The sequence below is a fragment of the Streptosporangium sp. NPDC000239 genome, assembly GCF_040300765.1.
GTDB lineage: Bacteria > Actinomycetota > Actinomycetes > Streptosporangiales > Streptosporangiaceae > Streptosporangium.
The window spans coordinates 317,796-329,919 of record NZ_JBEPEI010000007.1 but is presented as its reverse complement, the minus strand read 5'-3'; the positions used below and the strand labels follow the sequence as shown (position 1 = coordinate 329,919).

Sequence of the window (12,124 nt, the reverse complement as noted above, 5' to 3'; positions counted from 1 at the left end):
ACATGTCCAACGGCCTGGCCGCCGCGGGAGCGGTGCGGTTCCGCGTTCTCGGACCGGTGGAGGTCCGCGACAGCGACGGCACGCCGATCGGCCTCGGCGGGCGTCGCCAGCGGACGTTGCTGGCCAGGCTGCTCGCGGCGTACGGCGCGCCCGTGCCGGTAGGGGAACTGATCGACGACGTGTTCGGCGGCGCGCCTCCGCCGCGTGCGCGGGCGACCCTACAGGCGTATGTGTCGAACGTGCGCCGCGCCGTCGAGCCTGGTCGTGCTCCGCGAACGCCGCCGCGGCTGCTGGTGAGGCGACCCATGGGATACGCGCTGGCCGCGACGGACGTGGACGCCGTGCGCTTCGGCGAGCTGCTGGACCGCGCGGACAGCCGCCCGCCCCATGAGGCGCTACCCCTGCTCGACGAGGCGGTGGGACTCTGGCGGGGTTTCCCATACGGCGAGTTCTGCGACGAGCCGTGGGCTGCCGCCGAGGTACAGCGGCTGTGGGACAGGCGTGCGGTGGCGGTGGAGCGGCGTGCCCAGGCGTTGCTGGAGGTGGGCCGGCCGCAGGCGGTCATCCTCGATCTGGAGGGGGAGACGGAGGCGCACCCGCTTCGGGAACGGCTGTGGTGCCTGCTGACGCTCGCCCTGTATCGCACCGGCCGGCAGGCCGAGGCGCTGGCCGTGCTGCGCCGTGCCGGAAGGTTCGTGGACGGCCGGCACGGGACGCGTCACGGTGCGGAGTTGCGCGCGCTGGAGGCCGACATCCTCCGGCAGGCCGACTCGCTCGGGCACGTCCCCGCCGCCGCGGTCCCCCTGGCCCTGGACCCTTCCGCCACGGGCTCCCCGCGGCGGCGGCAGGCGCTGCACGGACGAGAGACGCAGCTGGCGGAGCTGATGAGGCTGACGGCGAGTGACGGCCCGGCCGCCGGAGTGGTCAGCGGGGAGCCGGGCATCGGGAAGACGTCCCTGCTGACGGCCTTCCGCGACCGCTGCGCCCGGCACGGCCGTCTGGTGCTGTGGGGTGCCTTCGACGGCGGCGGTACGACGTGGCCGTCGCAGCCCTGGACTCAGGTGCTGGAGGAACTGCGGCGGCTCTGCCCGACGCCCGACCCCTCCGCGTTGGAGGGCCCCTTGGACGATCAGGCGTATTCGGGTGCCGTGCACCCGTTGCCGCCGCGCCGAGCCCGGGAGGTCGCCCGGTGGCTGGTCACCGCCGCGCGTGAGCGACCCCTCGTGATCGTGCTGGACGACCTGCACCGCGCCGACCCGGAATCGATGAGGACGCTCAGAGAGGTCTTCGTACACGCCCGTGCCGTGCCCGGCAGCCCCCCGCCCATCACCGTCGTCACCGCGTTGCGCGGCTGTTCTCCGCACCGCGACGCCGTGCACGACCTCCTGGGCGGCCTGGCCGCGTACGACCTGGTCCGCATCCGTCTCGGCGGTCTGGGAACCGAGGCGGTGCGGGCGCTCGCGGCCGATCTGGGGACGCCGGTGGACGAGCGGGCCGCGCGCCTGCTGATCGAGCGCACCGGGGGGAACCCTCTCTTCCTGCGCGAGGTCCTGAGCCGGCCGGACATGGTGCCCGACGTGGTCTCGAAGCTGGTCCATCAGTGGCTCGCCGCGCTGGGTCCGCAGGTCAGGGATGTGCTGCGTATCGCCGCCCTGATCGGACGGGACTTCGACCCCGCGCTGGTCGCCGAGATCGCGGGGGAACCGGGCTGCGACGCGCTGGACCGGGCGGCCCGGGCCGGGCTGGTCGTCTTCCGGGCCGGTCGCATGGCCTTCGCCTGCGCCCTGGCCAGGGAGACGATCATCGGTGACATCCCGCCCTCGCGTGCGGCCGAGATCCACCACGCTGTAATGATCTCCCTGTCCTCCTGCCCCGGCGCCGACGTGGCGGTCATCGCCCGGCACGCGGTCAAGGCGGGACGCCGCGCTCATCGCGAGGCCGTGCGCTGGGCGCGGGCGGCAGCCGAGCAGGCGAGCCTGCGCCTCGATCACGCGGAGGCCGCCGTCTGGTGGGGCCGGGCCGCCGCCGCCCACGCCGCCTTCGGAGGCTATGAGTCGCGCCGTTGGATGGCCGAGCACCAGGAGTTCCTCACCAAGAACTGGCCACTCCCGCATTGAGGAACAGGCACTTACGGCTCGAAGTCTGGTCGACGACGGCGGCCTGCTCGGCCGCCCCGACGCGGAAGTAGCGGGCGCTGGTCTCGATGGAGGAGTGCCCGAGCAGGGCCTGGATCTGGGCAGGGTCGGCGCCGCCCTCGCGCAGCCGGGTGGCGTAGGTGTGGCGGATCGGGTGCGGGCGCAGGCCTGGGAGTCCGGCGTCGTCGCCGATGGCCAGGACGACCTGGGTGATGCCGGAGACGCTGAGCGGTCCGCGCTGGCCCGGCCACAGCGGACCGGCCTGCAGGCCGCGCTCGGTCAGCCAGGCGGCCAGTTGCTCGCGGGCGGCCGACGGCAGTGGGACGGTGCGGACCTCGTCGCCCTTGCTGTGCAGGCGTATGTGCCCGGTGCGGGCGGTCAGGGTGACGTCGATCGTCTCCAGCCGGGCGCATTCCTCGACGCGTGCGCCGTCATACAGCGCTCTGGCGCCGGACAGTCCACGGAACCGAATCGGCGAGGGAGCCACCATAGAAGCGTTGACCTGCGATGACGCCGGTTGCGTCCACGGACGTGGTGTATGAGTTTCCCCAGCTAGATGGCATGGCGCCGTGAATGAGGACGGCCATTTCGTGATCCTTCGTGATTGCGACATCAAGATCGAAGGAGAAGAAAGCGATGGCTGTGAACAACAGTGTGGACCCCGCCACGTGACTGGCGGAGCAGATCCAGCAGGGCCCGGATCTGTTGCGATCCATGGCGGGAGACCATGGCCGAGACGTTGATGCCGGCCGAGGCCGACACCCTGTGCGGCGCCGAGTACGGCACCCGCAGCGACGAGCGCACCAACCGACGCAACGGCTACCGCGCCCGCGAGTGGGACACCCGCGCCGGCACCGTCGAACTCGCCGTTCCGAAACTCCGCTCGGGCTCCTACTTGCCCGAGTGGCTGCTGGAGCGTCGGCGGCGGGCCGAGCAGGCGCTGATCAGCGTGGTGGCCACCAGCTACCTGCTCGGGGTCTCCACCCGCAGGGTCGACAAGCTGGTGGAACAGCTCGGCATCAAAACCATCTCCAAAAGCTCTGCCACACGCCGGCGGGCAGACCGGCTTCGGTCATCAGATCGAGCGCCCACAGCGCGGTGAGCGCCGTCTGGGTGTCGGGCTTCTGGACGACGGCGTTGCCGGCCATGAGGGCTGGGACGGCGTCACCGGCGGCCATGCTCAGCGGGTAGTTCCACGGCGAGATGATCGTGACGACGCCCTTGGGGCGGCGCAGTTCGGTGGTGTGGGTGAGCACGGGGATCGCGTCACGGCGGCGGCGGGGCGCGAGGAGTTTGGCGGCGCGGGCGCTCGTCCGGTGGGCGTCGATGTCGACGTCCAGCCCGGTGACCCATTCCATCCGCCTTCATCAACTCCCTCAGAGCCTATGACCTCGGCTCTCAGCCGGGACGAGCCGCGCCGATGTTCCGCTTCGTCCGCAAGCCTGCGCTCCACGGCGGTGCCCTCTCGGAGAAGGTCCTCTACGCCCGGATGACCGTCGTCACGAACGCCTTGACATGATCGGGCTCGCCGCCGCTTCCATGATGGCCACGCTGGGCCTGCGCAGAGCGGGTCGATAGGCTGGCCGGTCATGCGTGCCATCCTGCGTGACGGGCCGGTCATCCGTGTCACCGACGACCCCGATGGAGTCATCGGGGAATTTCTCGAGTACGCGCTGTCGGCGCATGCGTTGTCCAGGCGCGAGCGGGCCAGGCTGGCCGACGATCTCGCGGAGCGGTTCGCCCCGGACGGAGGAGGATTGACCGTGCCGGATCTGTTCGTCGCCTACCAGGCCGCCGAACCGGACGACCTGCCTCCGAACCTGGTGGAGGAGGCCCGGGGGGAGCTCGGGCGCGCGGAACTGTGGGTGCTCACGCGGCTCCGGTTCCGCGGGCGGCCGGAGGCGTCGGCGGTCGTCGAGGGGGACGAGGTACGGCGGTTGCTGGGCGAGATGCTCTAGCAGTCGCCGGCCCGCTAAGCGGTGCCGGGGCGGGAGTACTCCAGGGCCAGCGCGCCCACCAGCTCGGTCAGGCATTCTCGAAGACGGGTTCCAGGTCGGTATAGGTGAAACGGACACACCGAAGCTGACGGCTCAACCAGAATGGGAACGACGATTACGAAGGTGGCGAATCGGGCCTGACCAAGGCAAGCTCGACCTCCTTCGTCAAGCAGGTCAGCACCGCCGGAAACCTGCCGGGCACTGCGAGAACAGACCCGTCAGCACCTCCCTGGTCCTCGGGGCCGCCACCGGCCATTGGCCTCCTACGAGAAGCGATGACCCGAGGTCCGCGCTCACGGTCTTCCGTGCCTTCGTCGCCCCACGGAAGACTGCTACTTCGAGATCATCTCGGGCATCGTCGACGCTCTCGCCCCGGACGAGGCGACTCGGCAGGCCGACCGAGCCCTGTGGTACGGCTGGACGAGGATGACGCAGGGCGGTTTCCAGCTCAACCAGCGGATCATCAGCTGCCGTGAAACCTTCGGGCCGGTCGCCTACGGCGGCCATCTCCACCACGACGCCGAAAAGATCCAGGCGCTGGAGAATCTCGGGGATCTGCGCCCGGTGGTGGAGTGGCTCGCGGCCCTGACGCTCGTGGAGGGCCTGCGGATCCTCCAGCTCCAGCGGACACTAATCGGCTGACGTTAGCGAGCCGTCGGGGCTCGGGTTATCGTCACCGGCCGTTCTGATGCGAGTGGTCGCTCGTCCTGTCCCTTGCCAGCGGCTAATCCCGCACGTGCAGGCCGAAACCCTTGCGGCCCGGCACTTCCAGGCCCTCCTTCAACCGCAGTGACGGGATCTCGTAGTCACCGAAGTTCTGGCGCCGGAACGCGATCGGCTCGGTTGTCTCCAGCGACAGCAGCCGCTCCTTCCACGCCTTCGCGGCGTCTTCGAAGTCACCGCGCGTCATCTTGTCGGTGCCGTACAGCACGAACGGCGGCAGCACTTCCACGCCCGGGTAGTACAGGATCCCGTGGTGGATCGGGAACAGCAGATCCTCGATCGGGCCGTTGATTCCGCGATCGGTGTAGTGGGACTCCGGGCCCCCGACGGTCACCGACAGGATCGCCCGCCGCCCCTGCAGCGTCCCCTCACCGAAACGCTCGCCGTACCGGGTCTCGTCGTGCGCTCCGACGCCGTACGCGAAGTGGAAGGAGAACACCCGGTCCACCCAGCCTTTGAGGATCGCCGGCATCGTGTACCACCACATCGGGAACTGGAAGACCACCGTGTCGGCCCACAGCAACTTCTCCTGCTCGGCCGCCACGTCGGGCGTGAGCGCGCCGGCGTCGTACGCCCCGGCCGAACTCGGTATCACCCGCAGCGGGCTCGTGGCGTGCTCGCCGAAGTCCGCCGCGTCCACCACGGCCTTCCAGTTCATCGCGTACAGGTCGCTCACCCGCACCTCGTGCCCGGCGGCTTCGAGAGTGGACACGGCGAGGTCCTTCAGAGAGCCGTTCAGCGAACGCGGCTCGGGGTGGGCGTGGACAATGAGCGTCTTCATGGCTGTTCCCTTCAACAAGGTATGTCGCCATAGATGCTCGGCCGCCGAGGCCTCGTCGTTCAGGGACGCTTCTTCCATCGGACGGGACTTCCTGGTAACAGCAGGACCACCTTCACGCGCGTCACCGGAGCCATACTGGGGGGCATGGACGATCTCGCGGGCTTTCTGCGCACCCGGCGTTCCCGGGTCGCCCCTTCCGCCGTCGGCATCCCCACCGACAGCCGCCGCCGCGTCGAAGGGCTGCGCCGCGAAGAGGTCGCGCACCTGTCCGGAGTCAGCGTCGACTACTACGTACGCCTGGAGCAGGGCCGCGCCACCCAGCCCTCCGAACAGGTCCTCGACGCGCTCGCCCGCGCCCTCGGCCTCGACGAGACCGAACGCGGGCACCTGTACCGGCTGGCCCGGCAGCGCCGCCGTCGCGCGAAGTCGCCCAGCGGGCGCCTGCAGCCGGAGCTGCTGCGCGTACTCGACCTGGTCACCGACGCGCCCGCCCTGCTCATGGACCACCGGCTGGACGTGGTCGCGGGGAACCGCCTCGCCGGGCTCCTCTACGGCCGGGAGATGCCGGGCTTGAACACCGCCCGGCACATCTTCCTTGAGGAGACCGAGCGCGGCCTGTACGCCGACTGGGAGAAATGCACCCTAGACGTGGTCGGGCACCTGCGTCTGGCGGCCGGGAAGTACCCCGACGACCCACGCCTGGCCTCACTTATCGGCGAGCTGGCGATGGGGAGCAAGCGCTTCCGCCGCCTCTGGGCCCGCGCGGACGTGCGCTCCCGCACACATGGACGCAAGGCGTACCGGCACCCGCTGGTCGGACTGCTGGAACTGCATCAGGAGAACTTTGCGCTGCCGGATGAATCGGGCATGGAGCTGCTGGTGCTGTCCGCGGCACCCGGGAGCCCCACCGAGGACGGGCTGCGCCTGCTGGGCGCGCTCAGTGGGGATGGACATCCCACGGTGAAAGGCCTGCCGGTAACGAATGTGTCATGAGCCGCAAGAATCCGTTGCGTTCGTCGGCGTCTGCGCCGAGGCCGTCGTGGTGGCCGAGGGTGGGAGGCAGGCGGGCCCGGGATCTAGCTGGAGTTCGGGCGCGGAGTGAGTCCGGGCATCGGGAAGAGAGCCCTCCTCTCCTTGTCAGTCAGCTCCTCCCAGGTCGGGCGAGCGCCCTGTCGCGGGCAGGCGCTGGCGAGCCCTGGCCAGGGCCAGGACATGCGGGTCGTCGAGCGGGATCGGCCCTTGAGGAGTCTGAGTGCAGAAATTGGCGGTAGCGATGATCACGGGTCGCTATCGCAGCTGCCGTTCTCGGGTTAGCCGTTGACACCCCTACCGCTAGCCCAAGCGAGCGGCCTTCTTCGAGGTCAAGCCCTCCGTATGAGAGCTGAATGCACAGGGTGTCGCCCGGACGGACGCACACTGGCCAGCACCGCGTTCGACACCATCGTCCGGTTGTGGGACGTGAGAGTGCCGGACAACCTGCCGACGGCCATCTGCGCCATCGCCCTACGGCCCTTCACCCCTGAGGAGCGCAAACGCTACCTGCCCGGCATCGACTACCGATGGACGTGCCCCGCCTGAATCTGTCCGGCACGCTCCCGATCCGCCCGGGCGGCAGACGGAGCACGATACCCCTACGGTCACGGTCAGTGTCGTGCACATCTGCGGTGGCTCCGGTTCCGGGGTCACAGGCCGACGCCGCGCATGGGGTTGTCGCGCCATTTGTCGGCGGTGCGAATGTAGCCGTGTACCACCGGGGATTTCTCCGACCAGCGGCCGTGCCGGGCGATCGCCGAGACCGGCGCCCCGGCCTTGGCCGCGGCGGTGGCGCCGCCGGCGCGCAGGGAGTGCGCGCTGAACGTCTCGGCGTTGGGCAGCCCGGCCCGGACGGCGGCGCGGCGCACCAGCAGGTTCAGGCCGTGCCCGCTCATCCGCTTCACGGCCTTGCCCGCCGCGCCGACGGTGCCGGTGAGGTGGCCGTGCCGGTCGACGCCGCGCAGCAGCGGCCCGCTCGTGACCTCTTGTTCGGCCAGCGCGGCGATCCAGGCCTGCACCACCCGGACCGGGCAGGTCTCGGTGTGTGAGCCGTAGGGCAGCGGCACGGTCTCGCCGATGGCGTCCTGGTCGGTCTTGGACCGGCCGATGAACACCTCCAGCCCGTCGCCGGTGAGGGTGATGTCGGCGATGTTCAGCGCGGTCAGCTCCGAGCGGCGGCCCATCAGCGCGAACCCGAGCACCAGAGCGGCCCGGTCGCGCAGCCCGGCCAGGGTGTCTGGGGCGGTGGCGTCCAGCATCCGGCGCAGGATGTCGAGTTCGGCCGGGGGTGCCTTGCGGGTGCGCTGCCCGGCGTCGGCGCGCTGGCGGCGGTAGGAGCGCAGGGCCAGCCGGGCCGGGCGGGCGTCGGCGGCCAGCCCGGCGAGCTTGTGCCGGGACTGGATGCACGCCAGCGCCCGTTCTACGGTCGACGGCGCGGGCGGCGTCCCTGTGCGGGTGGGGGTGGCGGCCAGGTGGGTGACGTACTCCGCCAGCGTCTCGGCGGTGGCCGGCAGCGGGGTGCGCCCGTGCGTCGTGCACCAGGTGGTGAACGCGGTCCAGTCGCGGGCGTAGGCGCGGCCGGTGGTGGCCGCGAACCCGTCGGCGACCCGGACCCGCGCCGCCGGAGACAGCGCCCGCTCGACGTCGGTCCCGGAAGGGCTCGCCGGGACGTCGGCCGCGAAGGGCGTCTCACGGCTCCGGGCGGGCAACACGGTTCCGGCGAGTGGTTCGGGACCGGCATCGGGACCGTGGTCCGGTTCGAGGGCGGAGAGGGCGTCGGAGGGGCTGGGCACCGGGTTCTCCGCGGGGTCGGGTCGATCATGTTTCTGGGTTGCGATAAGGCATGTTATCGCAACCCAGGGCCTCGCGATCGAGAACTTCTTGGAAACGTTTCTAGAAGCTCATCCTTGGTCGTTCTTCTAAAGGATCTGCCTTGAAGGTAGGCCTAAGAGCGAACCTCGCCTGATCCCAACAGGTACGTGTTGGTGTGGATGCGGAACCGAGGTCGGCCTCGGCTCCTTCTTCTCCCAGGGGCACGACAAGATCGCAGAAGCCGCCCTCCTCGCGGCCCGGTACGACAACTCCGTCGCCCGACTCATCGCTCACCACGGCTTCGGTCCCGAGAACGGTGTCCGCGAGGCGGCTGTGGAGAGCGGTTACTGGGAGGCCTGCCCCGAAGCGAGCTGCGACTACCTCGGCGCCCCGTGGGCTTCACGCCTGCTGCTCAATGTGGTGCCGATCCGAGCGGAGAGCCGACCACGGAGCGACCTGCGTGCGGAGCGGAGCTCTTGCGGAACGGAAAAGCTCGCTGAACGTCGGCCGGGCTGCTGCTCACCGGTTCCGCAGGCCGGGCCGGCAGCAGGACGAGCACTTGAGCCGGTTCCCGAGGCTCCCCGTGAGGCGGATCCGGCCTGCTGACGTGGCAGACGGCGGGTGGTCGTCGACGGCCATGGAGTTGTAGAGGCGTGCGCTTCTGGTGGTGAGGCGCAGGAGGGCTCGGCGGGGTCCCGCGGGCAGGGCGGAGATCAGGCGGGCGCCCTGGGCCAGTCCCAGCGCGCCGAGGCGGGATGCGGGGACCAGGGTCTTCGCCGCGCTCAGCGCGGCCGCGCGACTGCCGCGCACGTGCTCGGCCATCGCCCGCTCGTAGGCGGGAAAGGCGCGTTCGTGGTCGCCGCCGGCCCGCGCCAACTCCCCGGCGAGGACGTACGCGCCGACGACGGCCAGGCTGGTACTGCCGCCTACGGCCGGGCCGGGGCTGTAACCCGCGTCGCCGACGAGCGTCACCCTCCCCCGCGTCCAGGTGTCCATGCGGAGCTGCGTGACCGAGTCGAAGTAGAACGCCGGGGTGTGGTCAAGCTCCTCCAGCCGGCGGTCCACGTCGGCGTGCATGCCCTTGAACGCGTCGCGCAGCAGCTCCTTCTGCCGTGGCACGTCACGGTGGTGGTGGTCGAGTTCACGCTCGCTCCGGAACAGGAACAACGCCCGCGCGCCACCGAGGCGCCGCGAGCCGTACATGCCGGCGGTGCGGGCGGCCATTCCCGTGTCCGGTCGCGGTGCGTCCCTTTTCGGTGATCATGCATCGCGACCGGCGACGATGGGCGGTAAGTCGGACTTATGTCCGAACCTACTCCGAGATGATCATGAACTGTTCCAGGGGCCCATCAGCGGCATGTCTTCCCGCATGCGCGTTGTCCGGTCTCAGCGAAGGTGGCACCTGTCTCGGTGAAATTGGCGCGTCCTGGCGTTCCGTCTCACACCGTTGGCACGAGAAGGACGATCGAGACCCGGCCTCTCACTGAAGGTGGCATGTGGCGGGTGTTGAGCACCCGATCGTTGGCAGCGGTAACCATGCGCCCGGTTGGTGTCGGGCGCCAAGCTGGTTTGACAGAGGCCGGACCCTCTCCGGGCCATTGGGCTCCTGGACATGCCACGTCGAAGTATCGGAAGTCGCGAGGGGTCCGCTTCCGATACCGCAAGTCGTCTGAAGTAAGCACACCGGTTCATCGGTCGGCTTGCGGCAATTATGTCTGCGATGCAAACATGTCTGGGAAGCCGACATAATGGAGGTCAGGTCATGAGGCAAAACGCGGCCAATGAGGCCGGCAACCTGCTCGACGAAGTAAACGTCCTGCGCGCCCGAGCCCGCACGGACCGGCACGCCTTCCGCTTTCCCTTGCTGTTCTTCGGAGGCTTCACCTTGGCCACCGCCCCGCTCTATGTCATCGACTTCGAGTTGCGGGAAAGTCCGGAAGGAACCTTCACCTGGCCTTTCGGAGAGTGGATCGATATGGTCTGGCTCGCCGGACTAGTCGCCGGGGCGGGGCTCACCGTGTGGTGGTATCGCCGCCACGGCCATCGGGCGGGCATTCAGACCTCACCGCGAAACCCAACGATCATCTGGAGCACCGCTGGGGCGGCCCCGCTGGTCTGGACGCTCCTGCCGCTGGTTGGCTTCCTCCTCTGGCCGTTCTTCATTCGCGACACCTTCGGCCTCCTGGCTTCGGCCCTCGGCCTGATCGCCCTGGCCCGGGCCGAACGCAGCCGCCATCTCTGGATCGTCACCGCCCTCTACACGGCGACAGCCGTCCCGGCCGTCGTCTATGACGTGCAAAACCAGTACCACCGCCTGTTCCACCTGTTCGGCGTCTCCCCGCAGGAGATGCCCTACGGTCTTCTCCAGGGCAGTCCCGTTCTGCTCCCGGCCATGATCCTCCTCGTGGGCGGACTGACCGTCCGGCGAAAGACACACCCATGACTTACCCGACCGGAAATCTCGATGACACCGTCCACCAGCGCCATCGCCTCGGCATCCTTACCATCGCCAGCGAGGCGTCTCGGGTCGAGTTCACCTACCTGTGCGAGGTGCTCCAACTGACCAGGGGAAACCTCAACCGTCACCTCGCCGTCCTGGAGGAGGCCAGACTGATCACCCTGGAGAAGGGATACGACGGACGGCGCCCGAAGACATGGATCGTCATTACCAAGGAAGGCCGCGTAGCACTCTCAAAGGAGATCACCGCGCTGGAGGAACTGGTCCACCGCCACCGCGCCAACGAAAGCTGACCCTCATGCCGACGGTCGCCGGGCTTGTGCCGTGCCGGTAGTCGGCTGAGAATCCGCTGACAACCACCGGGCAGGAGGCGCTGTGGTGGGAGCAGTACGTTCTGGAAGTGCTCACAGGCGTCCGGGCCGACGCGCCTGCCGGTGCGAGACCACACCCGCACTTCGACCCGGCCACCACGACGCTCACCCAGCGCGAGCAGGCCAAGGCCGCCGAACCGGCCACCGAGGGACGCCCAAGGTCAGCACGCGCACGCTCAAACGCAAGCGGCTGCGTTACCAGACCCAAGGCATGGCCGGACTGATCGACGGCCGTCATGACCGCCTCCAGCCGGTCACCGGACGAACTGGGCCACGCGTGGTCGAGGCGCTGCGGCAGGCGATTGAGGAGGCCACCGGCGCATCGACGCGCACCGCGAGCTATTTCCACTGGCGGGTCGGGATGCTCGCCGGCCAAGACGGCGTGGCGGTGCCGTCGCGGGCGACGTTCTACCGGTTGTTCGAGCGAATGTCTCACGGACGACACACCAACGGGTCGGCGCGCATGCGCCGGTCACTGGTCGACCGGTCCAGTGCCGCGCCTGCCCGGCGTGCCTGTTCCGGGATCGCGTAGTCGCGGTCGGCCGGTTTGGCCGACCGGCCGTGCCCGAGCAGGTCGATCCGGATGACGCGGTGGGACCCTGTCAGCAGCGCAACCATCGGGTCCCACGAGCGGGTGGAGGACGCGGACCCGTGGATGAGCAGGAGCGCGGGGGCGTCGCGGGGGCCGTCCTGGCACATGTGGATGTCGCAGCCGTCCAGCGACAGGGTCGAACTCTCGGCGCCGTCGTTCGCGTACGGCCGGCCGTCGGAAACAGTCATGGGCCCACTGTCTCCGCCGGCGTGGGCCGGTGGAT

Annotated in this window: 13 protein-coding genes and 1 pseudogene; 8 read left to right on the top strand and 6 right to left on the bottom strand. The window is 69.7% G+C overall.

Annotation, left to right across the window (positions count from 1 at the left end):
• Window positions 1-2: 2 nt before the first annotated feature.
• Window positions 3-2,117 (top strand): ATP-binding protein, encoded by a 2,115-nt coding sequence (locus ABT340_RS20650; protein WP_352012389.1) that lies wholly within the window; start codon window positions 3-5, stop codon window positions 2,115-2,117.
• On the opposite strand, the gene ABT340_RS20645 is transcribed toward ABT340_RS20650, so the two are convergent.
• The gene (locus ABT340_RS20645) at window positions 2,089-2,625 is read right to left on the bottom strand and encodes a tyrosine-type recombinase/integrase (RefSeq protein WP_352012388.1); all 537 of its coding nucleotides are present in this window, start codon (window positions 2,623-2,625) and stop codon (window positions 2,089-2,091) included. The genes ABT340_RS20650 and ABT340_RS20645 overlap by 29 nt on opposite strands.
• A gap of 182 nt (window positions 2,626-2,807) precedes the next feature.
• Between ABT340_RS20645 and ABT340_RS20640 the strand changes: the two are divergent.
• A pseudogene (locus tag ABT340_RS20640) lies at window positions 2,808-3,183 on the top strand (transposase); the annotation flags it as partial.
• Here ABT340_RS20640 and ABT340_RS20635 read toward each other — a convergent pair.
• Window positions 3,155-3,493 carry an aldehyde dehydrogenase family protein gene (locus tag ABT340_RS20635; protein WP_502992516.1) on the bottom strand — a complete coding sequence of 113 codons (339 nt, stop codon included), beginning with the start codon at window positions 3,491-3,493 and terminating at the stop codon, window positions 3,155-3,157. The pseudogene ABT340_RS20640 and the gene ABT340_RS20635 overlap by 29 nt on opposite strands.
• A gap of 231 nt (window positions 3,494-3,724) precedes the next feature.
• Here ABT340_RS20635 and ABT340_RS20630 point away from each other — a divergent pair, with 231 nt between their 5' ends.
• Together ABT340_RS20630 and ABT340_RS20625 are read left to right on the top strand one after the other, a co-directional pair.
• On the top strand, window positions 3,725-4,093 hold the full coding sequence (locus tag ABT340_RS20630) for a hypothetical protein (protein WP_352012387.1): 369 nt from the start codon (window positions 3,725-3,727) through the stop codon (window positions 4,091-4,093).
• Window positions 4,094-4,558: 465 nt separating this feature from the next.
• The gene (locus ABT340_RS20625; RefSeq protein ID WP_352012386.1) at window positions 4,559-4,774 is read left to right on the top strand and encodes a hypothetical protein; all 216 of its coding nucleotides are present in this window, start codon (window positions 4,559-4,561) and stop codon (window positions 4,772-4,774) included.
• An 82-nt stretch (window positions 4,775-4,856) separates the two neighbouring features.
• Here the strand turns inward: ABT340_RS20625 and ABT340_RS20620 are convergent, their stop codons facing one another.
• The gene (locus tag ABT340_RS20620) at window positions 4,857-5,636 is read right to left on the bottom strand and encodes an NAD(P)H-dependent oxidoreductase (protein ID WP_352012427.1); all 780 of its coding nucleotides are present in this window, start codon (window positions 5,634-5,636) and stop codon (window positions 4,857-4,859) included.
• 144 nt (window positions 5,637-5,780) lie between these two features.
• On the opposite strand from ABT340_RS20620, the gene ABT340_RS20615 reads away from it, so the two are divergent.
• Both ABT340_RS20615 and ABT340_RS20610 read left to right on the top strand, forming a co-directional pair.
• Window positions 5,781-6,629, top strand: a complete 849-nt coding sequence (locus ABT340_RS20615) for a helix-turn-helix transcriptional regulator (RefSeq protein ID WP_352012385.1) — start codon at window positions 5,781-5,783, stop codon at window positions 6,627-6,629.
• A 456-nt stretch (window positions 6,630-7,085) separates the two neighbouring features.
• A complete protein-coding gene (locus ABT340_RS20610) occupies window positions 7,086-7,214 on the top strand; it encodes a hypothetical protein (protein ID WP_352012384.1) in 129 nt (42 codons plus the stop codon).
• Window positions 7,215-7,318: 104 nt separating this feature from the next.
• Here ABT340_RS20610 and ABT340_RS20605 read toward each other — a convergent pair whose 3' ends face one another.
• Together ABT340_RS20605 and ABT340_RS20600 are read right to left on the bottom strand one after the other, a co-directional pair.
• Window positions 7,319-8,461 (bottom strand): tyrosine-type recombinase/integrase, encoded by a 1,143-nt coding sequence (locus tag ABT340_RS20605; protein WP_352012383.1) that lies wholly within the window; start codon window positions 8,459-8,461, stop codon window positions 7,319-7,321.
• Window positions 8,462-8,999: 538 nt separating this feature from the next.
• The gene (locus ABT340_RS20600) at window positions 9,000-9,704 is read right to left on the bottom strand and encodes a Rossmann-fold NAD(P)-binding domain-containing protein (RefSeq protein WP_352012382.1); all 705 of its coding nucleotides are present in this window, start codon (window positions 9,702-9,704) and stop codon (window positions 9,000-9,002) included.
• Between the two features lie 538 nt (window positions 9,705-10,242).
• Here ABT340_RS20600 and ABT340_RS20595 point away from each other — a divergent pair.
• Window positions 10,243-10,923 carry a hypothetical protein gene (locus ABT340_RS20595; protein WP_352012381.1) on the top strand — a complete coding sequence of 227 codons (681 nt, stop codon included), beginning with the start codon at window positions 10,243-10,245 and terminating at the stop codon, window positions 10,921-10,923.
• Window positions 10,920-11,231, top strand: a complete 312-nt coding sequence (locus ABT340_RS20590) for a transcriptional regulator (protein ID WP_352012380.1) — start codon at window positions 10,920-10,922, stop codon at window positions 11,229-11,231. Before ABT340_RS20595 ends, ABT340_RS20590 begins: the two co-directional genes overlap by 4 nt.
• A 510-nt stretch (window positions 11,232-11,741) precedes the next feature.
• Here the strand turns inward: ABT340_RS20590 and ABT340_RS20585 are convergent.
• Window positions 11,742-12,089: an alpha/beta fold hydrolase gene (locus ABT340_RS20585; RefSeq protein WP_352012379.1), complete on the bottom strand. Its 348-nt coding sequence runs from the start codon at window positions 12,087-12,089 to the stop codon at window positions 11,742-11,744.
• Window positions 12,090-12,124 lie beyond the last annotated feature (35 nt).